Here is a 23,181-nt window from a genome sequence, read left to right as displayed (position 1 = left end):
TTCTGTATGAATCGTGTTAGCGAGTAACTACTGGGTAAGTCCATGGTGGTTTTCCACAAGCCCCGGCGGGGCTGACGGGCGCAATCATACACTGCTAAAGCTGTCAGATCGCTTAAATTTTTGGCCAGAACAATCGTTTGCGTGATAAAGCTGGGACAACGCTCGAAGCTATCAGTGCGACGATTGTTGTGGATGGGAAAGCACATTTGATTTTTGAGGCCGCTCAGCGGCTCAAGACTACACCGCAATCATTACAGAAGAGCGTAGATCGAGAGGCTCAAGAATTCATTGGCGCACAAACAAAAAGCCCGCTCTATTGAGCGGGCTTTTTGATGGGGTATGGCGGACTCAGCAGGATTCGAACCTGCGACCGCTCGGTTCGTAGCCGAGTACTCTATCCAGCTGAGCTATGAGTCCGTGGTGGTAGTTTTAGACCAGATTACCACTGGTTGACTGAAATGGCTTTGCAAGCAGAACCACTTCAAAAAGTGGCGGACTCAGCAGGATTCGAACCTGCGACCGCTCGGTTCGTAGCCGAGTACTCTATCCAGCTGAGCTATGAGTCCGCGATTGGCAGTTTTAAACCAGATTACCGCTGGTTGACTGAAATGGCTTTGCAAGCAGAACCACTTCAAGAAAGTGGCGGACTCAGCAGGATTCGAACCTGCGACCGCTCGGTTCGTAGCCGAGTACTCTATCCAGCTGAGCTATGAGTCCACGATTGGCAGTTTTAGACCAGATACCGCTGGTTGATTGAAGCAGCCTTGCAAACAAAGCCACTTCAAAAGTGGCGGACTCAGCAGGATTCGAACCTGCGACCGCTCGGTTCGTAGCCGAGTACTCTATCCAGCTGAGCTATGAGTCCGTGTCTTGCCGCGCATTATAGGTCGCTTAAACATTATTGCAAGAAGCTTTTCGTTATAAAACAACTACTTAGCGTTCCTACCGCTTACAGCGCCCTACGCAAATAATGGCGGTGAAGGGGGGATTCGAACCCCCGATACCCTTATGAGGTATACTCCCTTAGCAGGGGAGCGCCTTCGGCCACTCGGCCACCTCACCGCAACACGAGGCGAATATTAAAGAACCTCTTTCACCTTTGCAACCCTTTTTTTGAAAAAAACTTCAAAAAAATTAAAGGCTTGGCTCTTCATCCTTCTCCTTCTTGATCCGCAGGTAGATTTCCTCGCGGTGAACTGCCACTTCTTTCGGGGCGCTCACGCCAATACGCACCTGGTTGCCTTTGACGCCAAGCACCGTCACGGTGATCTCGCCGTCTCCAATGATCAGGCTCTCGGCGCACCGACGAGTCAGAATCAACATAGCTTTCTCCTTACGCAAAACATTCAGGGGTAACAGTCTTGGATATCGGGCCGGGTCGCGGACGACGACCATGGCCCCGGTTACTCGCCGCACAAGGCAGGACAGGACCTGCGCGGCGAGCAGAAACGCGAAGGGCGCGGCAAGCCGCGCCCTTCCAGGCAGCGCCTTACTCGCCCTGTCGGGCAGGAGCATCCAGATCGAACGCGGTATGCAGCGCGCGTACGGCCAGCTCCAGGTACTTCTCTTCGAGCACCACCGAAACCTTGATCTCGGAAGTGGAGATCATCTGGATGTTGATGCTCTCCTTGGCCAGGGCTTCGAACATGCAGCTGGCAACACCGGCGTGCGAACGCATGCCGACGCCAACGATCGAGACCTTGGCGATCTTGGTGTCGCCGATCACTTCACGGGCGCCGATTTCGCGCGCAGTGTTTTCCAGCACGCTCTGCGCCTTCTCGTACTCGTTGCGGTGCACGGTGAAGGTGAAGTCGGTGGTGTTATCGTGAGCAACGTTCTGCACGATCATGTCGACTTCGATGTTCGAAGCGCTGATCGGGCCGAGGATCTTGAAGGCCACGCCCGGGGTATCCGGCACGCCGCGAATGGTCAGCTTTGCTTCATCACGGTTGAAGGCGATACCGGAAATGATCGGCTGTTCCATGGATTCCTCTTCATCAATGGTAATGAGGGTACCCGGACCCTCCTTGAAGCTGTGCAGCACGCGCAGCGGAACGTTGTACTTGCCGGCGAACTCCACCGAACGGATCTGCAGCACCTTGGAACCAAGGCTGGCCATTTCCAGCATCTCTTCGAAGGTGATCTTCTCCAGGCGACGAGCCTGTGGCACGACGCGCGGGTCGGTGGTGTAGACGCCATCAACATCAGTGTAGATCTGGCACTCATCAGCCTTCAGCGCCGCCGCCAGGGCCACGCCGGTGGTATCAGAGCCACCACGACCCAGGGTAGTGATGCTGCCGTGCTCGTCGACGCCCTGGAAGCCTGCAACCACGACCACGCGGCCTTCCTTGAGGTCGGCACGAATCTTCTGGTCGTCGATTTGCAGAATGCGCGCCTTGTTGTGCGAGCTGTCGGTGAGAATACGCACCTGGTTGCCGGTGTAGGACACCGCTGGCACACCACGCTTGATCAAGGCCATGGTCAGCAGGGCAATGGTGACCTGCTCACCCGTCGACACGATCACGTCCAGTTCACGAGGAACCGGCTGATCGGTGATCTGCTTGGCCAGGTCGATCAGGCGATTGGTTTCACCGCTCATGGCCGACAGCACAACCACCAGGTCGTCGCCCGCTTCACGGTGTTTCTTGACCTTTTCGGCTACCTGCTCGATCCGCTCGATGGAACCGACAGAGGTGCCGCCAAATTTCTGTACGATCAACGCCATTTCAATGGTGCCTCAGCCCATACAGGGCCCCAAAAAACAATCCAACATGAAGGGGTGGACGGGAGTGGCCTGCGTGACCACTGGACCATCCACCCCTTCATCTCAAAGTCCCTGCTCTGCGAATGGCACGGCCAGCGCCAGGGCCTGGTCCAGCGCAGCGACGTCGACGCCACCACCCTGGGCCATGTCCGGACGGCCGCCGCCCTTGCCACCCACCGCCGCAGCGGCTTGTTTCATCAGATCGCCAGCCTTGAGTTGGCTGGAGAGGTCCTTGGTCACGCCGGCCACCAGCACAACCTTGCCCTCATGCTCGCTGCCCAGCAGGATCACTGCGTGGCCGAGCTTGTTCTTCAGCTGATCGACCAGGGCCAGCAGGGCCTTGCCATCCTGCCCATCCAGGCGGGCGGCGAGGACCTTGGCACCCTTGACCTCAACAGCCGCGTTGGAGAGATCGTCCCCGGCGGCGCTGGCGGCCTTGGCCTGCAGCTGTTCCAGCTGCTTCTCCAGCTGGCGGTTGCGCTCAAGCACAGCCGACAGCTTGTCGATCAGGTTGTCGCGGTTACCCTTGACCAGTTGCGCGGCTTCCTTGACCTGCTCTTCGGCAGCGTTCAGGTAGGCCAGCGCAGCGGCACCGGTTACGGCTTCGATACGGCGCACGCCAGAGGCTACGCCGCCTTCGCTGATAATCTTGAACAGGCTGATGTCACCGGTGCGCTTGGCGTGGATACCGCCGCACAATTCCACCGAAAAATCACCGCCCATGCTCAGCACACGCACGGTGTCGCCGTATTTCTCGCCGAACAGCGCCATTGCGCCTTTGGCCTTGGCAGTTTCGATGTCGGTCAGTTCGGTTTCAACCGGGGTGTTCTTGCGAATCTCGCGGTTGACGATGTCTTCCAGCTGCTTGATCTGCTCCGGCTTCACCGCTTCGAAGTGGCTGAAGTCGAAACGCAGGCGCTGGCTGTCGACCAGCGAGCCCTTCTGCTGTACATGCTCGCCCAGCACCTGGCGCAGTGCTTCGTGCAGCAGGTGAGTGGCGGAGTGGTTCAGCGAGGTGGCACGCTGCACCTCTGCATCGACCTTGGCCTCGACGGGCGAACCGATCACCAGCGCACCGCTGGCCACCACGCCGTGGTGCAGGAAGGCACCGCCGGTCTTGGTGGTGTCGCGCACGTCAAAGCGTGCAGCGCCAGCCTGCAGGAAGCCGGTATCACCCACCTGACCACCGGACTCGGCGTAGAACGGCGTGCGGTCGAGCACCACAACGCCCTGCTCGCCTTCACCCAGCTGGTCAACGGATTGGCCGTCCTTGTACAGGGCGATGATCTTGCCCTGGCCCTCGGTGGCGTCGTAACCGAGGAACTCGGTGGCGCTGTCGACCTTGACCAGGCTGTTGTAATCCATGCCGAAGGCGCTGGCGGAGCGGGCGCGCTCACGCTGGGCGTCCATTTCACGCTCGAAGCCGGCTTCGTCGATGGTCAGCTCACGCTCACGAGCGATGTCGGCAGTCAGGTCCATCGGGAAGCCATAGGTGTCGTACAGCTTGAACACCACGTCGCCCGGTACCACGTCGCCTTTCAGCTGGGCCAGGTCTTGCTCGAGGATGCGCAGGCCCTGCTCCAGGGTCTTGGCGAACTGCTCTTCTTCGGCCTTGAGCACGCGCTCGATGTGCGCTTGCTGGCTCTTCAGCTCCGGGAAGGCTTCGCCCATTTCAGCGGCCAGTGCGGCAACGATCTGGTAGAAGAAGCTGCCCTTGGCGCCCAGCTTGTTGCCGTGACGGCAAGCGCGGCGAATGATGCGGCGCAGCACGTAGCCACGGCCCTCGTTGGACGGCAGCACGCCGTCGGCAATCAGGAAGCCGCACGAACGGATGTGGTCGGCGACCACTTTCAGCGAAGCCTGGCCGTCATTGCTGCAACCGATGGCCTTGGCTGCGGCAGCCAGCAGGTTCTGGAACAGGTCGATCTCGTAGTTCGAATGCACGTGCTGCAGCACGGCGCTGACACGCTCCAGGCCCATGCCGGTGTCCACCGACGGCGCTGGCAGCGGGTGCAACACACCGTCGGCAGTGCGGTTGAACTGCATGAAGACGTTGTTCCAGATCTCGATGTAGCGGTCACCGTCTTCTTCTGGCGAGCCGGGTGGACCACCCCAGATATCCGGGCCGTGATCGTAGAAAATCTCGGTGCATGGGCCGCACGGGCCGGTATCGCCCATGGTCCAGAAGTTGTCGGAGGCGTACGGGGCGCCCTTGTTATCGCCGATGCGCACCATGCGCTCGGCCGGCACGCCGACTTCCTTGGTCCAGATGTCGTAGGCTTCGTCGTCGGTGGCGTAGACGGTGACCCAGAGCTTTTCCTTGGGCAGGTTCAGCCACTGCTCAGACGTCAGGAAGGTCCAGGCAAAGGTAATGGCGTCGCGCTTGAAATAGTCGCCGAAGCTGAAGTTGCCCAGCATTTCGAAGAAGGTGTGGTGACGCGCGGTGTAACCGACGTTTTCCAGGTCGTTGTGCTTGCCACCGGCACGCACGCACTTCTGGCTGCTGACAGCACGCGTGTAGGCGCGCTTCTCCGCACCGAGGAAGCAGTCCTTGAACTGGTTCATGCCTGCGTTGGTGAACAGCAGGGTCGGGTCGTTGTTCGGGATCAGCGAACTGGAGGCGACTCGGGTATGTCCCTGCTCTTCGAAGAAGCGAAGGAAGGCTTCACGGATTTCTGCGCTTTTCATAGGTTCTTCCACGGAAACGGCGGCCCTGTTGGGCAAACGCGTCGACGAAACGACGGCAAAGGGCCGCATTATATCGGTCCTGCAGTCTCGATGCAGTGTGTTTATACGATAGAAGCCATCGTTTGGACGGTTTTTCGGGCTATGCAAACGAAAACGACATGACCGGATGCTAAATCCTGTGTTTCGCCACTGGCAAGCCAATTACCGCTCAAGGGAGGGGAAAATGGAACAGGCGGTGAATTAAAGGGTTTTCATCAAGGATAGGATCCGAAACTGTGTCGCCTGTTTCGCGGGTAAACCCGCTCCTACGGGCACGGCGCCACACTGAGACCTTGCACATATCTCGTAGGAGCGGGTTCACCCGCGAAACAGGCGACACCGCTCTCACCCCAGGCGCTGCCCCGAATCCGGCACGATCAGAATGCCGGCGCGCAAGCCGTTCTTGACCTTGGGGTTGGGGAAGATGATGCGCGCACCCTCCTCCTCGACCACCCAGCGCATCTCGGCCAGGTCTTCAGCCAGCAGGTAACCCTTGCTCAGCTCGGAGAAGTTTTCGATGTCCGCCGGCAGGTGCAGGTGGAAGCTGTCGCTGTGCTTGATGATTTCGCGGGAAACACTGAACAGCTGCAGGCCATCCAGCGAACTTTCGTCCTCTGGCTCGGTAGCCTCGATGATGCGGATCAGCCGCTCTTCGAGCTTGTCGAGGTTCACCTGCTCGTTCTGGCCGAACGGACGGGCCTTGCCCAACTCCAGGGTGAAGGCTTCAGCCTCAAGTTGCTCGTAGGTGAAAGCGCTGAAGGTGATGGACGACTTGCTTTGCAGCAACACCGCTTCCATACCTGCCGCCGCCAGGCGCGCCAGTTCGCGACGGGAGTGCTTGCGCCCCTCTTTATAAGGGTACAAGGCGAATTGCTCGATCTTCGAACCGCGGATGGCAGTATGCAGGTCGTAATGCAGGCGGTTGCGCCCCGGTTTGCTGAAGAACACCCGGGCGAACTGTTCCAGCTCGGCAGCACGCAATGCTTCGAAACCGCTGGACAGCTCATGGCGGCCATTGAACAAGCGGTTGATGTCCTGTTCGATAAAGCGCTCGCCCTTGCGGATCGCCGCCGGGTTGCCGAACAGGAACAGCACCCGTGCCCTGGGCCTGATCTTGCCGTTGGCCACGCCGTGCAGCAGCCGCTCGAGCAATTCGATCGGCGCTGTTTCATTGCCATGAATGCCGGCGGACAACAGCAAGTCCAGCCCGCAATCGTCGCTTTCGGCCGGGCGCACTTCGAGCGCGCCCTCCCCCAGCCATCGCAAACGCGCGCCCTTGGGTGTCACTTGGGTCTTCTCGGCCGGTTCGTGATCGGTGAGGGTCAGCTCAAGCAATTTGCCAAGGGCGAGCATAGGTGCTTCCTTAGTGGTGGTGACCGCAGTCAGGGCCATGAACGTGATCGTCGTCTTCGCCAAGTTCTGCCGGTTCCATTTCCAGCTGCAGGCTGACCAGGTTGGTGGCCATCGGGCGCAGCAGCAAGTTGGCATACTCGGTGTCGTCTTCCTCGACATCCACGCCGATCAGCAACTGGCCACGGCCATCCTGCTGAATCCACACTTCCTTGCCTTGCCAGACCACAGCAAAGCGGGTGCAGGAGGTTTCCAGCTGGGTGCCGTCTTCATCTTCGAGGATCAGGCGCAAGGCGTCGGTCATTACAGAGTCTCTCTTCAAGGTTGGCGTTGGAACGGATACACCGAGCCCAACTTCAGGATCTGGGTCAATTCGTCCAGTGCCGTACGGCATTCCACCAGCAGTTGCGGGTCAGCCAGGTCTGCTTCGCCAAGGCGATCGCGGTAGTGCCTGTCGACCCACTGCAGCAGCGTGTCATACAGCGTGGCCGTCATGATAACGCCTTGGTTGACCGCCGCCAGCTCCGCTTCCTTCAAAGCCACGCGCAAACGCAGGCAGGCCGGGCCGCCGCCGTTCTGCATGCTTTGCTTGAGGTCGAACACCTTGACCTCCTTCACCGGGCCTCCCTGGCTGGTCAGCTGGCCCAGATAGGCCCAGACCCGCTCGTTGTTGCGGCACTCTTCCGGCACGACCAACAGCATCGAACCATCTTCGCGGCTGAGCAGCTGGCTGTTGAACAGGTAGGAACGCACCGCGTCCTCCACCGCCACCGCTGCCCTGGGCACGCAGATGGCCTGGAAGTTGCCACCCTTGCTGGCCAGTTTAGCTCGCAGCTGCCCAAGTACCGCGTCGGTCTCGAGAAACGCGTCCTCGTGGTAGAACAGCACCTCGCCGTTACCCACCGAAATCACATCATTGTGGAACACACCCTGGTCGATCACCGCCGGGTTCTGTTGAGCGTAGACCACACCGTCATCGCTCAGGCCGTGCAGCCGGGCCACAGCTTGCGAGGCCTCCAGGGTTTGTCGGGCCGGGTACTTCTGTGGCGAGGGGTAACGGCTGTCGAAGGCACTGCGGCCGTAGACAAAGAACTCCACGCCAGCCTCGCCATAGGCGCGGCAGAAGCGCGTGTGGTTGGCCGCGCCCTCGTCACCGAACTGTGCCACGGCAGGTAGCGCGGCGTGGTGGGCAAAGTGTTTCTCGTTGTTGAACATGGCGCCCAGCACACGGCTGGTGGTCGGGTGCTCAATGCTGCGGTGATATTTGCAGTTGAGGTTGGCGGCAGTGAAGTGCACGCGACCGTCAGCAGTGTCGGCACTCGGGCTGACTGTCGCGGCGTTGGCCACCCACATGCTCGAGGCCGAGCAACTGGCCACCAGCAACGGCATGGCATCGCGGGCGGCGCGCTGGATAACTTCGGCATCGCTGCCACTGAACCCCAGGCGGCGCAGCGCCGCCACGTCCGGGCGCTCTTGTGGCGCCAGGACACCCTGCTTGAAGCCCATGTCGGCCAGCGCTTTCATCTTCGCCAGGCCCTGGCGCGCTGCCTCACGCGGGTTGGACGCCTGCTGGCTATTGCTCTGCGAAGCCACGTTACCGTAAGACAGGCCGCCATAGTTGTGGGTAGGCCCCACCAGGCCATCAAAATTCACTTCATAGGATTTCATCGGCTAGGCTCCGTGACCTGTTGTTATAGGGTGACGCCCGGCGTCAGGGTCGCCGGCAAGGCAAGGCTGGCGGTCTCCAGCGAAGCCACGGGGTAAGCGCAGTAGTCGGCTGCGTAATAGGCACTGGCGCGATGGTTGCCACTGGCTCCCACGCCACCGAACGGCGCGCTGCTGGCAGCCCCCGTCAGCTGTTTGTTCCAGTTGACGATGCCCGCGCGACTGCGCAGCCAGAAGTACTGGTAGCGGGCTCGCGAATCAGACAATAAGCCAGCGGCCAGGCCATACTGGGTGTTGTTGGCTTCATCGATGGCAGCATCGAAGTCGGCGTAGCGGATCACCTGCAACAGCGGGCCGAAAAACTCTTCGTCCGGGCGGTCAGCCACGGCGGTGACATCGACAATACCCGGAGTCAGCAGTGCAGCATCGGCCTGTGGCTGAGTCATTTCCAGCAGTTTCACGCCACCTTTGGCAGCCAGTTCGGCCTGGGCGGCAAGCAGCGCCCGAGCCGCCTGCAGCGAAATCACCGAGCCCATGAAAGGCGCCGGCTGTTCATCGAACGCCCCCACCGTGATGGTTTTGCACACCTCGACCAGGCGCGCGATCAGTGCATTGCCCCAGGCGCCTTGCGGTACCAGCAGGCGCCGCGCGCAGGTGCAGCGTTGGCCGGCGGAAATGAACGCCGACTGGATAATGGTATACACCGCCGCGTCGAGGTCCTTGACCTCGTCCACCACGAGCGGGTTGTTACCCCCCATTTCCAGGGCCAGAATCTTGTCTGGGCGGCCTGCGAACTGTTGATGCAGCAGGTTGCCGGTGCGGCTCGAGCCGGTGAAGAACAGGCCATCGATACCTGGGTTGGCGGCCAGCGCCACACCGGTTTCGCGTGCGCCCTGCACCAGGTTCAGCACACCCGCCGGCAGGCCGGCAGCAATCCAGCAGTTGACGGTAAGCTCAGCGACCTTGGGGGTCAGCTCGCTGGGCTTGAACACCACGCAGTTGCCTGCCAGCAGCGCCGGCACGATATGGCCATTGGGCAGGTGCCCGGGGAAGTTGTAAGGGCCGAACACCGCCACGACGCCGTGAGGCTTGTGCCGCAGAACAGCCGTGGCATCGGCCAGAGGACCACTCTTTTCGCCGGTGCGCTCGCGGTAGCTCTGTACCGAAATCGCCACCTTGTTGATCATGCTGGTGACTTCAGTCGCAGATTCCCACAGCGGCTTCCCGGTTTCCTCGCCAATGCACTGGGCCATGGCCTCGGCATGCACTTTCAGCTGCGCGGCAAACTTCTCCAGCACATCGATACGTGCCTCCAGGCTCAATTGCGCCCAGGCCGGAAAGGCCTGCCGCGCGGCCTGCACGGCGGCGTCGACCTGGCTGGCGTCAGCGCCCTGCCCTTGCCATATCACGGCCTGGGTCACCGGGTTGAGCGACTGCAGGGTTTCGCCCTGGCCGGCCTGCCAATTGCCTGCGATGTAATGCGTGGTCATTTACTGGGCCTCCCGGCTGGCCGACAGCGGCACCGCGCGGACATTGTCGCCGACGCCCATGCGCAGGCGTTTGGCGGTCAACGGGTCGACCACCAGGGTGCCGGCGGCCAATCGTGCAGGTGCAGCAGTGATGCGACAGTCGTCGCGCTTGCGGTTGTGGATGATGAAAGGGGTCGCGTCATCGCCTGGCGTACCTACCGCCAGCACCAGGGTCTGGCTCTCGCGCACGGCGCGGATCTTGGCAGTGTCACACTCGATGGCCGGGCCGGCATCGAAGATGTCGACGTAGCCCTGGTAGTTGAAGCCTTCCTGCTTGAGCATGGCCAGCGCCGGCTCGGTGTCTTTGTGCACACGGCCGATCACACTGCGCGCCGCTTCGGACAGGAAGCAGGTGTACAGCGGGAACTTGGGCATCAGTTCGGCGATGAACGACTTGTTGCCCACGCCGGTGAGATAGTCGGCCTGGCTGAACTCCATCTTGAAGAAATGCCGGCCCAGGCTTTCCCAGAACGGCGAACGGCCCTGCTCGTCAGACATGCCGCGCATTTCGGCAATGATCTTCTTGCCGAACAGCTCGGGGAACTCGGCAATGAACAGCATGCGCGCGCGCGACAGCAGGCGGCCATTGAGGCCCGAGCGGTAGTCGCTGCGCAGGAACAGCGAGCACAGCTCGGAATTGCCGGTCAGGTCGTTGGCCAGGAACAGCGTCGGGATTTCGCGGTAGATCTTCAGCTCCTGCGAGGCGCTGACAGTCAGGCCGACCCGGTAGTTGTACCAGGGCTCACGCAGGCCGACGGCGCCGGCGATGGCACTGATGCCCACCACCAGACCTTCGTCGTTTTCCAGCACGAACAGGTAATCGGTGTCGCCACGCTCGGCTTCGCCACGAAAGCTTTTTTCCGCCCAACCAACGCGATGCCCCAGGCGCTCTTCGTTGGCCGGCAGCGTGGTCAGCCCGGTGGTGCCGGTGCTGCGTGCCAATTCGATCAACGCAGGCAAATCGCTGCTGCGTACAGGACGAACGATCATGCTATCTCCTTGTGCGGCGGCATCGGCCGGCGCGAAACTCTGCTAACGCATCAAGCCCGAAACGTCTGTTGCCAGACCTCAAACCGCGACCAGGCGCACGCTGGCGCCCTCACCCACGCCCAGCGCGTCGGCTGCTGCCACGCTCAGGCTGACAGGCTTGCCAGGCACCCAGTCCAGGTCCAGCAACACCGCGCGGTAGTCCTGCAACAGGCCGTTGCACACCAGGTACGGGCGCCCGCCTTTGACCGGGGCCTCTTCGATCTTCACCGGTACAACCCGGCTCTGGGCGATCGAGCGGATGCCAGAGGTGCGCGCATGCAGGGTCGGGCCACCGTCGAAGATGTCGATGTAGTGCTCGGTCTCGAAGCCTTCGCGCATGAGTATGTCGAAGGTGATCTGTGCCCGCGGATGTACCTGGCCCATGGCTTCCTGCGCCAGGTCTGGCAACAACGGCACGTAGATCGGGTAATGCGGCATCAGCTCGGCGAGAAAGGTACGGCTCTTCAGGCCGCACAGGCGCTCGGCGTCGGCATAGTTGAGATCGAAGAAGTTGCGGCCGATGGCATCCCAGAACGGCGATTCACCCTGCTCGTCGCTGAAGCCGACGATCTCGGTGACCACCGAATCGGCAAAGCGCTCCGGGTGCGCGGCCATGAACAGCAGCCGGCCGCGCGAGTTGAGCTCGGCCCAGCCACTGTTCACCAGCTCCGGCGCCACATAGAAGCTGGTCAGCAGGCTGTTGCCGGTCAGATCGTGACACAGCGACAGCACATGGATCTTGTTGTGTATCTTCAGCTCGCGTGAGGCGTGCACGAATGTTTCGTTACGAAAACTGTAGAACGGCTCGGAGTACCCGGCCGAAGCGACGATGGCCGAGCAGCCGGCCAGCTTGCCCGTTTCGCTGTCTTCGAGTACGAAAAAGTAACTCTCTTCACCGTTGAAGCTGACCTCGGCGGCGAAGGATGTCTCAGAGGCGGCAATCTTGTCGCCCAGACGAGCAGTGTCGTCCGGCAGCGAGGTGACACCAATGGGGCTGTCTGCAGCCATGCGCTGCACGTCGTTCAGATCAGCCATTTGCGCGGGGCGCATCACCAGCATGGTGTCACTCCTTTGGAATACGGGCCATTCACGTCGGCACGGAAAAACGGCAGGCACCCAGGCACCTGCACTGGAATCGGGTATCGCCGACCCGGCTCAGCCTCGGGCTGAGGCTGCGCCAGGGCCGGCGAAAGGACCGCTGGCGGATCAGCCTTTGGTCAGTGTGGCCACAGCGCGTTCGAAGCGGTCCAGGCCTTCGTCGATGTCGGCGTCTTCAACTACCAGGCTTGGCGCGAAGCGGACCACGTCCGGGCCGGCCTGCAGCACCATCACGCCTTCTTTCTCGGCAGCATTGAGCACGTCCTTGGCCTTGCCTTTCCAGGCCTCGGTCAAGACACAGCCCAGCAGCAAGCCGACACCACGCACCTGGCTGAACAGGTTGTACTGCTGGCCGATCTGTTCCAGGCGGGTTTTGAAGCGCTCGTGCTTAGCCTTGATACCGGCCAGGGTTTCCGGGGTGTTGACCACGTCCAGCACCGCGCAGGCAACGGCGCAGCCCAGCGGGTTGCCGCCATAGGTGGTGCCGTGGGTGCCAACGGCCAGGTGCTTGGCCAGCTCGGTGGTGGTCAGCATGGCGCCAATCGGGAAACCGCCGCCCAGGCTCTTGGCACTGGTCAGAATGTCCGGGGTCACGCCGTAGTGCTGGTAGGCATACAGCGAGCCGGTACGGCCCACGCCAGTCTGCACTTCGTCGAAGATCAGCAGAGCGTTGTGCTCGTCACACAGCTTGCGCGCGCCTTCCAGATAGGCCTTGTCGGCCGGCACCACGCCGCTCTCGCCCTGGATCGGCTCGATCACCACGGCGCAGGTCTTGTCGGAAATCTGTGCCTTCAACGCTTCCAGGTCGTTGTACGGCACATGGCTGATACCGGTGATCTTCGGGCCAAAGCCATCGGAGTACTTCGGCTGGCCACCCACGCTGACGGTAAACAGGGTGCGACCGTGGAAGCTGTTCACGGTGGCGATGATTTCGTGCTTTTGCGGACCGAAGCGGTCATGCGCCACACGACGGGCCAGCTTGAAAGCGGCCTCGTTGGACTCGGCGCCGGAGTTGCAGAAGAACGCGCGGTCGGCAAAGGTGGCGTCCACCAGCTTGTGGGCCAGGCGCAGGGCCGGCTCGTTGGTGAACACGTTGGAGACGTGCCAGAGGGTGTTGGCCTGTTCAGTCAGGGCCTTGACCAGTGCCGGGTGGCAGTGGCCCAGGGCATTGACCGCGATGCCGCCGGCAAAGTCGATCAGCTCGCGACCCGACTGGTCCCAGACACGGGAACCCTCGCCTCGCACAGGAATGAAGGCCGCCGGAGAATAGTTGGGGACCATCACCTGGTCGAAATCGGCACGTTGCACCGGGGCTTGCTCAACGGACATCTGAGTCTCCTGAAGAGGAACGCTGGCCTGGAAGTGGCGAGCGATGGGGGGATTGTAAGGACTGATCCGCGCCTGTCCTTGCGGCCAAGCGACAACTTGTTACAGCGCAAAACCCAGTTTTGACAAGGCTTTCGGCAATGCGACAAACACTGTCGCAATCGCGCAGTGTACGGGAGAGAGGGGGCTGGGTGAACGGGTGTTCACATAGGTTTGTGAGGGGGCGGGGTGTACGGGTATTCACACAGGATTGTGAGGGGGACAGGATGTACGGGTGTTCACACAGGATTGTGAGGGGGACAGGATGTACGGGTGTTCACATAGGATTGTGAGGGGGCAGGATGTACGGCGATGTTAATGTGTTGACGGGGAGATCGAGCGCCGCCCGCGCGGCGCTTCGCGGGTAAACCCGCTCCTACGTTTGTTTCGGGCCAGTCCATCCTGTGCCTGGCGCGCGCGACCGCCTTGTTGGTACGACGCGATATCGAGATAGGCACCCAGGCGTTCGCGCGCAAATGCCAAAGGCATAACTGGCCCGAAACGAACGTAGGAGCGGGTTTACCCGCGAAGCGCCGCGTGGGCGGCGCTCGATTTGCGCCCCAACACCAACCCCAAGGCATACACCCCGAACCCACCCGAAATCTCAGCCCTTTTCAGCCGGCGCCGAGCTCAATTCAAACGGGCTGCTGCTGCGACGCTGGTTCCGGTCTTCCCGCGGCGTTGCACCAAAGAAATTACGGTAGGCACTGGAAAAATGCGGCCCCGACGAGAAACCACAAGACAGCCCGATCTGGATGATCGACTTGCTGGTCTGCATCAGCATCTGCCGCGCCTTGTTCAACCGCAACTCCAGGTAGTACTGGCTGGGCACGCGGTTCAGGTACTGCTTGAAGATACGCTCCAACTGCCGACGCGACACACACACATGCTGGGCGATTTCGTCGGTGGTCAGCGGCTCTTCGATGTTGGCTTCCATCAGCAACACGGCCTGAGTCAGCTTGGGGTGACTCGAGCCCAGGCGGTTCTGCAGCGGAATACGCTGGCGCTCGCCACCCTCGCGGATGCGCTCTACCACCAGCTCTTCCGACACCGCCCCGGCCAACTCCGCCCCGTGATCGCGCGCCAGCACCGCCAGCAGCAGGTCGGTCACCGCCATACCGCCGCAGGCGGTCAGTCGGTCGCGATCCCAATCGAACAGGTGGCTGGTGGCAATCACCTTGGGGAAGCGTTCGGCAAAGTCATCCTGCCAGCGCCAGTGCACGGCTGCCCGGTACCCATCGAGCAGGCCCAGCATTGCCAGCGGATACACCCCGGCCGACAGGCCACCGATCAGGCAACCACTGCGCGCCAGTTGCTTGAGCGCCGCTGAAAAGGCAGCCCCCATCGCCGCAGGCGGCTCGTCGGCCAGCAGAAAGAGCTTGTGGCAGCCCTCCAGGCGGCCGGTCCACGGCTCGCCCGGCAGCCGCCAGGCGCCTTCCTGCGCAGGCTCGGCCTGCAGGAAGACCAACTCGTAGACCACATCCGGATGCACACGCTGCGCCACCAGCAACACTTCCTCGGCCAACGCCAGGGTCAAAGGCCTGGTGCTGGGCCAGATGAGAAAACCGATTCGCTGGGTGGTCATAGGGTGCGGTCCGAAACCTGAGGTCGTTCGAGTCTGTGCGCCGGGTCAGGCTGCGCTCGCCGCGCAGCATGCCCTATTCTGGTGCAAAAATGCAGCTTTTACTTCAGGCTGCCGGAGAGGAACTGCTTCAAGCGCTCCGACTGCGGGTTGGCCAGCACTTCACGCGGGCAGCCGGTTTCTTCCACCAGGCCTTTGTGCAGGAACACCAACTGGTTGGACACCTCGCGGGCAAAGCCCATTTCGTGGGTCACCACCACCATGGTCCGACCTTCCTGGGCCAGCGCCTGCATCACCTTCAGCACATCACCCACCAGCTCAGGGTCAAGCGCCGAGGTCGGCTCGTCGAACAGCATGACCTCCGGCTCCATGGCCAGCGCCCGGGCAATTGCCACACGCTGTTGCTCACCCCCCGACATATGCCCGGGGAAGGCATCCTTGCGATGGGCAACACCCACCTTGGCCAGGTAGTGCTCGGCCTTTTCCAGGGCTTCCTTCCTGTTCACGCCCAGCACGTGCACTGGCGCTTCGATGATGTTCTCAAGCGCAGTCATGTGCGACCACAGGTTGAAGTGCTGGAACACCATCGACAGGCGCGAGCGCATGCGTTGCAATTGACGCGGGTCGGCAGCCTTCAACGCGCCATCCTTGCCGGGGACCAGCTTCAGTTCTTCGTTGTTGAGCAGGATCTTGCCAGCGTGCGGCTGCTCCAGCAGGTTGATGCAGCGCAGGAAGGTCGACTTGCCCGAACCGCTGGAGCCGATGATGCTGATGACGTCGCCGGCCTTGGCCGCCAGCGACACGCCCTTGAGCACTTCGTGGCTGCCGTAGCGCTTGTGCAGGTCTTGGACTTCGAGTTTGTACATGCTGTCGATTCTCACAAAGCGGTCAGTGCTTGCGCGGCGCCAGGTAGCCGAGCCAGCGGCGTTCGGCCATCTTGAACAGGCGCACCAGGATGAAGGTCAGGCACAGGTAGAACACGCCCGCCGTGATATAGGCCTCGAAAGGCAGGTAGTACTGGGCATTGACCGTGCGCGCAGCACCGGTGATGTCGATCAGGGTGACGATCGACGCCAGGCTGGTGGTCTGCAGCATCATGATCACTTCATTGCTGTACTGCGGCAGTGCCCGACGCAGCGCCGAAGGCAGCAGGATGCGGCGGTACATTTTCATGCGCGACATCCCCATGGCCTTGGCAGCCTCGATTTCGCCATGCGGCGTCGCCTTGAGGCTGCCGGCAATGATTTCGGCGGTGTAGGCGCTGGTATTGATGCCGAACGCCAGGCAGGCGCAGAAGGTGGCACTGGACAGCAGCGGCCAGAAGATACTCTCGCGCACCGCTTCGAACTGGGCCAGGCCGTAGTAGATCAGGAACAGCTGCACCAGCATCGGCGTGCCACGGATGACGTAGGTGTACAGCCATGCAGCAAGGTTGACCACCGGCTGCCTGGATACCCGCATCAGGCCCAGCGGAATGGCTGCCAACAGGCCGAAGAAAAGCGAAATCGCCAGCAGTTTCAGGGTGGTCAGCAGGCCGCCGAAGTACATCGGCAGCGCTTCCCAGACGACGTTGTAGTCGAAGATCATAGTTCAGCCACCTTGACGCCCACCGAGTAGCGGCGCTCCAGATACTTCAGGGCCAGCAGCGAAACACTGGTCAGCACCAGGTACAGCGCCGCCACTGCCAGGAAGAAGGTGAAGGGTTCGCGGGTGGCGTCAGCCGCCTGCTTGGCCTTGAACATCATGTCCTGCAGACCGACGACCGAAATCAGCGCAGTAGCCTTGGTCAGCACCAGCCAGTTGTTGGTGAAGCCCGGAATGGCCAGGCGAATCATTTGCGGCACCTGGATGCGGAAGAACACTTGGCGAGGGCTCATGCCATACGCCACGCCCGCCTCGGCCTGGCCCTTGGGAATGCCCAGGAAGGCCCCGCGGAAGGTTTCCGAGAGGTAGGCGCCAAAGATGAAGCCCAGGGTACCGATACCCGCAATCAGCGGATTCAGATCGATATAGTCTTCATAGCCGAGCAGCGGCGCCACCCGGTTGATGATGTCTTGCCCGCCGTAGAAGATCAGCAGGATCAGGACCAGGTCCGGAATACCACGGATCACCGTGGAATACAGATCGCCCAGCCAGGCCAACCAGCGCACTGGCGACAAACGCAGCGCCACACCGATCAGGCCGAGCACGATGGCCAGGGCCATCGACGACAGGGCGAGCTGTAGCGTCAGCCACGCCCCGTCGAGGATGACTGCCCCGTAGCCTTTCAACATGATGAGGTCCTCGACCTAGAGAATGAAAAATGGTGCAAACCTCAGAGCCTCTGCTGTTTGCACCATTGCACAGGTGAAACCCGACGTCTTACTTCGAGTCTGGACCGTAGATGTCGAAATTGAAGTACTTGCTTTCGATTTCTTTGTACTTGCCGTTGGCACGGATGGCGTCGATCGCCGCGTTGATGCGGTCGACATTGGCCTTGTCACCCTTGCGTACGGCAATACCGATACCGTCACCGAAGTACTTGGCGTCGGTGAAGGCCGGGCCTACGAACGCGAAGCCCTTGCCGGCGTCAGTCTTGAGGAAGCCATCTTCCAGCAGGGTGGCGTCAGCCACAGTGCCGTCGAGGCGGCCCGCTGCGACGTCCAGGTAGATTTCGTTCTGGGTACCGTAAGGCACCACGGTGGCACCTTTGGCGCCCAGCACTTCCTTGGCGAAGCGGTCGTGAATGGAGCCGCGCTGCACGCCGATCTTCTTGCCTTTCAGTTCGTCCAGGCTGTCGCTGACGGTGGTACCGTCCTTCATGACCAGGCGCGCCGGAGTCAGGTAGTAGCGCTTGGTGAAGTCGACCGACTTCTTGCGGTCATCGGTGATCGACATGGACGACAGGATGGCGTCGATCTTGCGCACTTTCAGCGCCGGGATCAGGCCGTCGAACTCCTGCTCGACCCAGGTACACTTGGTTTTCATCTCTTCGCACAGCGCGTTGCCGATATCGTAGTCAAAGCCGGCAATGCTGCCGTCAGGTTGCTTGAAGGCGAAGGGTGGGTAGGCAGCTTCGATGCCGATTTTCAGCGGTTTTTCAGCAGCCTGCGACACCAGGGAAAACACAGACAGCGCCAGGGCGCCAAGCAGTGCGAGCTTCTTCATCAGGTAACTCCATCGGTACGGGGCAATACAAGGCAGGTAACAGCTGCCCGATATGCGAATGAGTACAACGCGAGCCGCGCAGGGTTCGACCAAGGCCGCATACCACGAGCGAGTGAGTGGCATTTTAACGACAGCCCGGTAGTCGATATTTCTTCAAAGCGACAACTACTTATAGAAGCGCCTGAAACCGCCGCGAGCGATGTTGACAGCCAGTGCAAAATATGCAAAGGCGCAAGAAATAGAACCTATAGACCTAGCAATTCCTGGGCCTATTATTGGCAAAGCCTTGTACGACGGCAAGTGCAGCGTGCCTTGATGCACAAAATGCTGACTCCGATGCACCGAAACGGGCCGGAATTGTTTCCTGGCGCCCCGAACCTGTGCGGGGCCGGTGACAGAACAGTAACCGATGATTGTCGGGTAACAATACAAAAGCGGGCTTGCCCGCGAATGCATGAGGTCAGGGGACAGCTTAGCCTGAACTGACGCATTCGCGGGCAAGCCCGCTCCTACAGGGGGTATTGCCGGGAAAGGGTTAGGCCGAAGCCAGGTTCATCGCCTTGTGGGTATCGATCAGGTGCTGTACCACACCTGGGTCGGCCAAGGTCGAGATATCGCCCAGGGCGTCGTATTCACCGGTGGCAATCTTGCGCAGGATGCGGCGCATGATCTTGCCCGAGCGGGTCTTCGGCAGCCCCGGCGCCCACTGGATCACATCTGGCGAAGCAATCGGGCCGATCTCCTTGCGCACCCAGTTCTTCAGCTCTAGGCGCAATTGCTCGCTGGCCTCGATGCCGGCATTGAGGGTGACATACACATAAATGCCCTGCCCTTTGATGTCATGCGGCACGCCAACCACAGCAGCCTCGGCAACCTTCGAGTGCGCGACCATGGCGCTTTCGATTTCGGCAGTGCCCATGCGGTGGCCGGACACGTTGAGCACGTCATCCACACGGCCGGTGATCCAGTAGTAACCGTCCTCGTCGCGGCGCGCACCGTCGCCGGTGAAGTACATGCCACGGAAGGTCTTGAAGTAGGTGTCGACGAAGCGGTCATGGTCGCCGTACAGCGAACGCGACTGACCCGGCCAGGAGTCGAGGATTACCAGGTTGCCTTCGGCAGCACCGTCGATCAGGTTGCCCAGGTTATCGACCAGGGCAGGCACCACACCGAAGAACGGGCGAGTTGCCGAACCCGGCTTGAGGCCGGTGGCACCAGGCAGCGGGCTGATCAGGATGCCGCCGGTCTCGGTCTGCCACCAGGTGTCGACGATCGGGCAACGCTCCTTGCCGACGGTCTTGTAGTACCAGTTCCAGGCCTCAGGGTTGATCGGCTCACCCACCGACCCCAGCAGGCGCAGGCTGGAACCGTCGGCGCCTTCAACAGCTGCCTGCCCTTCGGCCATCATGGCGCGAATGGCAGTTGGCGCTGTGTAGAGGATGTTGACCTTGTGCTTGTCGACGATCTTCGATACGCGGGTAATGTCCGGGTAGTTCGGCACGCCTTCGAACAGCAAGGTGGTGGCGCCGTTGGCCAGCGGGCCGTAGACGATATAGCTGTGGCCTGTGACCCAACCGACGTCGGCGGTGCACCAGTACACCTCGCCCGGACGGTAATCGAACACGCGTTCATGGGTCAGCGCGGCGTAAACCAGGTAACCGCCTGTGGTGTGCAGCACGCCCTTCGGCTTGCCGGTGGAGCCGGAGGTATAAAGGATGAACAGCGCCTCTTCAGCGCCCATTTCTTTGGGTGCACAGTGGCTGGAGGCCACTTTCATCAGGTCTTCGTACCAGATGTCGCGGTGCTGGTGCCAGGCAATGTCGCCACCGGTGCGCTTGCACACGATGATTTTCTGCACGCTGCTGGTTTCAGGGTTGGTCAGCGCCAGGTCGACGTTGGCCTTGAGCGGGGTACGGCGGCCACCACGTACGCCTTCGTCGGCAGTGATCACCACCTTGGACTTGCAGTCGATGATACGGCCAGCCAGCGCCTCGGGCGAGAAGCCACCGAACACCACCGAGTGAATCGCACCAATGCGTGCACAGGCCAGCATGGCGACCACCGCTTCGGGGATCATCGGCATATAGATGGTGACCACGTCACCGCGGTGCACATCCTGGCCACGCAGGGCGTTGGCGAACTTGCAGACCTGCTCGTGCAACTCGCGGTAAGTGATGTTGCGGTGCTCGGAAGGGTCGTCACCTTCCCAGATGATGGCCAACTGGTCACCGCGCTCTTCAAGGTGGCGGTCCAGGCAGTTGGAGGAAACGTTCAGAGTGCCGTCGGCGAACCATTTGATATCGACATGGTGGTCGTCGAAGGAGGTCTGCTTGACCTTGGTGAACGGCTTGATCCAGTCGATACGCTGGGCCTGCTCGCGCCAGAAGCCGTCCGGGTTGATCACCGATTGCTGGTACATGGCCTTGTAGGTGGCCTCGTCGGTCAGGGTAGTGGCCGCAACCTCGGGACGAACGGGATACAGTGGAGCCGCACTCATCTGTGTTACCTCGGTGTAATAGTTGTTTTTGTATGGAACCGTTTGTAACTGTACCAGAGCGACAAAAGCCATTCGACGTTGGTAGTAATTTGGTACACCCGTTCCGGCAAAGCGCTCTGGCGCGGGCGTTACAGCCTGCCGGAGAAAAAAGGAGGGGGATTGGCCCAGGATTGTTACAGATTCTGTCAAAACACTTTATCAAAACACCCACTGTTTCAGCATTGGCCACCGCCATAAAATTCACCTCGCCAGCAACGGCAAGGCGATTAACAACTGGTAACAGCCCCCACGAAGGCAAGCGTTAATCTCCCTCTAATCCCGATAGTTAACACTCGCTGTACTCGCGGCGCCATAAGCGCCGCGTGCCCCCTCACGACCTTAGACAGGTAAAAAGAAAATGAAAGCTTTACTGGTATTGGTACTTGGCAGTCTTTGCGGCGCGGCGATGGCCGGCGAAGCCAAAGATGCCGAGCAGATTCCGGTTGAACAGTACAGTTACTCGCAGCACCTGGACATTGCTCGCGTCATTTCCATGAGCGAAGTGCCCAACGTCTGCGAAGTCGTGCCAGCCCGCATGACCTACGAGGACTCCAAGGGCCAGACGCACATTCTCGAATACCGCGTGATGGGGAACGGCTGCTCTAACGGCTGATACCTTGTGAATTGGGGGCCCTGCGGGCCCCTTCGCGGGTGAACCCGCTCCTACGGGTACCTCGCACACCATGAATGCGGCGCGGTACCTGTAGGAGCGGGTTCACCCGCGAAGCATTCACCACCTGATTAACAGGCTATTAACTTACAGCCATTTAATCAGCCGATTTGCCCAACGAATAATCCCTCAACTTGTTGGCAATCGTGGTATGCGAAACACCCAGTCTTTTGCCCAAGGCCCGACTACTGGGAAACTCCCCCATCAAACTTTCCAGCACCGCCTTTTCAAAGCGCCCTACTATCTGCGAAAGATCCCCTTCGAGCGAAAACTCGCCCAACGGTTGCCGCACGCCATAATCCGGCAATCGAATATGCTCGCTTTTAACCACGCCGCCATCACATAGCGAAACCGCCTGGAACAAAACGTTTTCCAACTGCCTTACATTACCTGGCCAGTGGTACTGTCCAAGTTTGTCCATTGCTGCCGGTGCCAGGCGCGGCATGGCGCAGCCAATCTGCCGACTGGCCTGATCGAGAAAATGCTGCACCAACCCCTCCAGACCATCCATGCATTCGCGCAAAGGCGGAATGTGCAGCGACAGTACATTGAGCCGGTGATACAGGTCCTGGCGAAACTCGCCACGGGCACACAACTCGGACAAATCCACCTGGGTTGCACAAATTACCCGCACATCCAGGTAGACCTCTTCATCGCTACCTACCCGACGGAAGCAGCCGTCCTGCAGAAAGCGCAGCAGCTTTACCTGCAACCGCGGGCTCATCTCCCCTACCCCGTCAAGGAACAACGTGCCGCCTGCAGTCAACTCCAGCAGCCCCAGCTTGCCTTCGGCCCGTGCCCCTTCGAATGCCCCAGGGCCGTAACCGAACAGCTCGGTCTCGGCCATCGACTCGGGCAACCCGGCGCAGTTGAGCGCCATCAGCGGCGACTGTCCACGCGGGCTGGCCAAATGGCAGGCACGCGCCAGCAACTCCTTGCCCGTACCGGTTTCGCCCTCGATCAGCAACGGTGCATCCAGCGGCGCCATGCGCCGCGCTTCACGCACCACGGCAGCCATCACCCGCGAGCTCTGGAAGATGCTGTCGAAGCCACGCAGCTCTTGCTTGCGCACGTTGTAGATACGCTCGCCGATCCGGTCGGCACGGTGCAGGGTGAGCACCGCGCCGGCCAGCGCCTCGCTGTCATCGTGTTCGGACTGCAGCGGTGCGATATCGGCCAGAAACACATCACCTTTGACTTTGATGCGCAAGCCGTTGATGCGCGACTTGTTGGCCCGCACCAGCTCCGGAAGATCGAAGTCTTCTACATAGCGCGCCAGCGGCATGCCCGGCACCTCATCAACCCGCACGCCAAGCAACTGCGCGGCTGCACGGTTGGCGGCAACGATGCTGCCGCCCATGTCGATCGACAGCACCGGGAAGTCCAGCGCTCCCAGCAACGCATTCAGCTCCATGTGCCGGCGTTCGCTGGGCATCAGGCCCACACGCTTAACGCCGAATACCCCGGCAATGGCCTCGAACTTCGGCCGCAGGGCCTGAAATTGCAGGTTGATCAGGTTCGGGCAGTGCAGGTAGATGGCGTTGCCATGATCACCGCCCACCTCGCCGCGCAGCACGTTGATGCCGTACTCCACCAGCAGGTTGAGGATGTCGCGCAGGATGCCAATGCGGTTCTGGCAATGGACTTTGATACGCATGAGGGCTCTCGAAGCGCTGATGTTTTTCCACACCGCGCAGAAAAGTCGTAAAGATAAGCTGA

General features: G+C 60.9%; 19 protein-coding genes and 5 tRNA genes. 2 read left to right on the top strand and 22 right to left on the bottom strand.

All coding sequences use genetic code 11. The features are described from left to right. Positions 1-137: 137 nt before the first annotated feature. Positions 138-320 (top strand): hypothetical protein, encoded by a 183-nt coding sequence (locus PRJ_RS29810; protein WP_147429960.1) that lies wholly within the window; start codon positions 138-140, stop codon positions 318-320. A gap of 20 nt (positions 321-340) precedes the next feature. On the opposite strand, the gene PRJ_RS07600 is transcribed toward PRJ_RS29810, so the two are convergent. From PRJ_RS07600 to acs, 21 genes are all read right to left on the bottom strand, one after another. After that, a tRNA-Arg gene (locus tag PRJ_RS07600) sits at positions 341-417 on the bottom strand. A gap of 72 nt (positions 418-489) precedes the next feature. Then, positions 490-566 (bottom strand) — tRNA-Arg (locus tag PRJ_RS07595). 74 nt (positions 567-640) lie between these two features. Then, a tRNA-Arg gene (locus PRJ_RS07590) sits at positions 641-717 on the bottom strand. 71 nt (positions 718-788) lie between these two features. Then, a tRNA-Arg gene (locus PRJ_RS07585) sits at positions 789-865 on the bottom strand. Between the two features lie 106 nt (positions 866-971). Next, positions 972-1,062 (bottom strand) — tRNA-Ser (locus PRJ_RS07580). 72 nt (positions 1,063-1,134) lie between these two features. Next, entirely contained in the window at positions 1,135-1,323 is a 189-nt protein-coding gene (gene csrA, locus PRJ_RS07575) for a carbon storage regulator CsrA (protein ID WP_003254503.1), read from the bottom strand. Positions 1,324-1,489: 166 nt separating this feature from the next. Continuing rightward, complete coding sequence (locus tag PRJ_RS07570; protein WP_003254504.1) at positions 1,490-2,725, bottom strand: aspartate kinase; 1,236 nt, start codon at positions 2,723-2,725, stop codon at positions 1,490-1,492. Positions 2,726-2,827: 102 nt separating this feature from the next. After that, entirely contained in the window at positions 2,828-5,452 is a 2,625-nt protein-coding gene (alaS, locus tag PRJ_RS07565) for an alanine--tRNA ligase (protein WP_147429959.1), read from the bottom strand. Between the two features lie 384 nt (positions 5,453-5,836). Continuing rightward, positions 5,837-6,844 carry a succinylglutamate desuccinylase gene (gene astE, locus PRJ_RS07560; RefSeq protein WP_010955173.1) on the bottom strand — a complete coding sequence of 336 codons (1,008 nt, stop codon included), beginning with the start codon at positions 6,842-6,844 and terminating at the stop codon, positions 5,837-5,839. 10 nt (positions 6,845-6,854) lie between these two features. Next, positions 6,855-7,145, bottom strand: coding sequence for a topoisomerase II (locus tag PRJ_RS07555; RefSeq protein WP_003254508.1), 291 nt, complete (start codon positions 7,143-7,145; stop codon positions 6,855-6,857). Between the two features lie 14 nt (positions 7,146-7,159). Beyond that, a complete protein-coding gene (astB, locus tag PRJ_RS07550; protein ID WP_104961033.1) occupies positions 7,160-8,509 on the bottom strand; it encodes an N-succinylarginine dihydrolase in 1,350 nt (449 codons plus the stop codon). Positions 8,510-8,532: 23 nt separating this feature from the next. Beyond that, positions 8,533-9,996, bottom strand: a complete 1,464-nt coding sequence (astD, locus tag PRJ_RS07545) for a succinylglutamate-semialdehyde dehydrogenase (protein WP_104961032.1) — start codon at positions 9,994-9,996, stop codon at positions 8,533-8,535. Then, positions 9,997-11,025 (bottom strand): arginine N-succinyltransferase, encoded by a 1,029-nt coding sequence (astA, locus tag PRJ_RS07540; RefSeq protein ID WP_003254513.1) that lies wholly within the window; start codon positions 11,023-11,025, stop codon positions 9,997-9,999. Positions 11,026-11,103: 78 nt separating this feature from the next. Continuing rightward, entirely contained in the window at positions 11,104-12,123 is a 1,020-nt protein-coding gene (gene aruF, locus PRJ_RS07535; protein ID WP_010955177.1) for an arginine/ornithine succinyltransferase subunit alpha, read from the bottom strand. A 147-nt stretch (positions 12,124-12,270) separates the two neighbouring features. Continuing rightward, positions 12,271-13,491 (bottom strand): aspartate aminotransferase family protein, encoded by a 1,221-nt coding sequence (locus PRJ_RS07530; RefSeq protein WP_064493124.1) that lies wholly within the window; start codon positions 13,489-13,491, stop codon positions 12,271-12,273. Between the two features lie 640 nt (positions 13,492-14,131). Further along, positions 14,132-15,112: a transcriptional regulator ArgR gene (argR, locus tag PRJ_RS07515; RefSeq protein WP_004576734.1), complete on the bottom strand. Its 981-nt coding sequence runs from the start codon at positions 15,110-15,112 to the stop codon at positions 14,132-14,134. A gap of 98 nt (positions 15,113-15,210) precedes the next feature. Then, positions 15,211-15,975, bottom strand: coding sequence for an ABC transporter ATP-binding protein (locus PRJ_RS07510; RefSeq protein ID WP_104961031.1), 765 nt, complete (start codon positions 15,973-15,975; stop codon positions 15,211-15,213). 22 nt (positions 15,976-15,997) lie between these two features. Next, positions 15,998-16,696, bottom strand: a complete 699-nt coding sequence (locus PRJ_RS07505) for an ABC transporter permease (protein ID WP_003254520.1) — start codon at positions 16,694-16,696, stop codon at positions 15,998-16,000. Beyond that, a complete protein-coding gene (locus PRJ_RS07500; RefSeq protein ID WP_003254523.1) occupies positions 16,693-17,382 on the bottom strand; it encodes an ABC transporter permease in 690 nt (229 codons plus the stop codon). The genes PRJ_RS07505 and PRJ_RS07500 overlap by 4 nt, the downstream gene beginning before the upstream one ends. Before the next feature lie 88 nt (positions 17,383-17,470). Beyond that, positions 17,471-18,256, bottom strand: a complete 786-nt coding sequence (locus PRJ_RS07495) for an ABC transporter substrate-binding protein (RefSeq protein ID WP_003254524.1) — start codon at positions 18,254-18,256, stop codon at positions 17,471-17,473. A 535-nt stretch (positions 18,257-18,791) separates the two neighbouring features. Then, entirely contained in the window at positions 18,792-20,753 is a 1,962-nt protein-coding gene (gene acs, locus PRJ_RS07490) for an acetate--CoA ligase (protein WP_003254525.1), read from the bottom strand. A 397-nt stretch (positions 20,754-21,150) separates the two neighbouring features. Between acs and PRJ_RS07485 the strand changes: the two genes are divergently transcribed. Beyond that, positions 21,151-21,405, top strand: a complete 255-nt coding sequence (locus PRJ_RS07485; RefSeq protein WP_014590098.1) for a DUF2790 domain-containing protein — start codon at positions 21,151-21,153, stop codon at positions 21,403-21,405. A 154-nt stretch (positions 21,406-21,559) separates the two neighbouring features. Here the strand turns inward: PRJ_RS07485 and PRJ_RS07480 are convergent, their stop codons facing one another. Continuing rightward, on the bottom strand, positions 21,560-23,119 hold the full coding sequence (locus PRJ_RS07480) for a sigma-54-dependent transcriptional regulator (RefSeq protein ID WP_104961030.1): 1,560 nt from the start codon (positions 23,117-23,119) through the stop codon (positions 21,560-21,562). Between the last annotated feature and the right edge of the window lie 62 nt (positions 23,120-23,181).

It is taken from the genome of Pseudomonas sp. XWY-1 (assembly GCF_002953115.1).
Classification (GTDB): Bacteria; Pseudomonadota; Gammaproteobacteria; order Pseudomonadales; family Pseudomonadaceae; genus Aquipseudomonas; species Aquipseudomonas alloputida.
The sequence above is the reverse complement of the archived record's forward strand: the minus strand, read 5'-3'. Positions and strand labels throughout refer to the sequence as shown.

Coding starts and splice junctions, on each gene's coding strand:
- csrA (WP_003254503.1), bottom strand. CDS start 1,323: ATGTTGATTCTGACTCGTCGGTGCGCCGAGAGCCTGATCATTGGAGAC.
- PRJ_RS07570 (WP_003254504.1), bottom strand. CDS start 2,725: ATGGCGTTGATCGTACAGAAATTTGGCGGCACCTCTGTCGGTTCCATC.
- alaS (WP_147429959.1), bottom strand. CDS start 5,452: ATGAAAAGCGCAGAAATCCGTGAAGCCTTCCTTCGCTTCTTCGAAGAG.
- astE (WP_010955173.1), bottom strand. CDS start 6,844: ATGCTCGCCCTTGGCAAATTGCTTGAGCTGACCCTCACCGATCACGAA.
- PRJ_RS07555 (WP_003254508.1), bottom strand. CDS start 7,145: ATGACCGACGCCTTGCGCCTGATCCTCGAAGATGAAGACGGCACCCAG.
- astB (WP_104961033.1), bottom strand. CDS start 8,509: ATGAAATCCTATGAAGTGAATTTTGATGGCCTGGTGGGGCCTACCCAC.
- astD (WP_104961032.1), bottom strand. CDS start 9,996: ATGACCACGCATTACATCGCAGGCAATTGGCAGGCCGGCCAGGGCGAA.
- astA (WP_003254513.1), bottom strand. CDS start 11,025: ATGATCGTTCGTCCTGTACGCAGCAGCGATTTGCCTGCGTTGATCGAA.
- aruF (WP_010955177.1), bottom strand. CDS start 12,123: ATGCTGGTGATGCGCCCCGCGCAAATGGCTGATCTGAACGACGTGCAG.
- PRJ_RS07530 (WP_064493124.1), bottom strand. CDS start 13,491: ATGTCCGTTGAGCAAGCCCCGGTGCAACGTGCCGATTTCGACCAGGTG.
- argR (WP_004576734.1), bottom strand. CDS start 15,112: ATGACCACCCAGCGAATCGGTTTTCTCATCTGGCCCAGCACCAGGCCT.
- PRJ_RS07510 (WP_104961031.1), bottom strand. CDS start 15,975: ATGTACAAACTCGAAGTCCAAGACCTGCACAAGCGCTACGGCAGCCAC.
- PRJ_RS07505 (WP_003254520.1), bottom strand. CDS start 16,696: ATGATCTTCGACTACAACGTCGTCTGGGAAGCGCTGCCGATGTACTTC.
- PRJ_RS07500 (WP_003254523.1), bottom strand. CDS start 17,382: ATGTTGAAAGGCTACGGGGCAGTCATCCTCGACGGGGCGTGGCTGACG.
- PRJ_RS07495 (WP_003254524.1), bottom strand. CDS start 18,256: ATGAAGAAGCTCGCACTGCTTGGCGCCCTGGCGCTGTCTGTGTTTTCC.
- acs (WP_003254525.1), bottom strand. CDS start 20,753: ATGAGTGCGGCTCCACTGTATCCCGTTCGTCCCGAGGTTGCGGCCACT.
- PRJ_RS07485 (WP_014590098.1), top strand. CDS start 21,151: ATGAAAGCTTTACTGGTATTGGTACTTGGCAGTCTTTGCGGCGCGGCG.
- PRJ_RS07480 (WP_104961030.1), bottom strand. CDS start 23,119: ATGCGTATCAAAGTCCATTGCCAGAACCGCATTGGCATCCTGCGCGAC.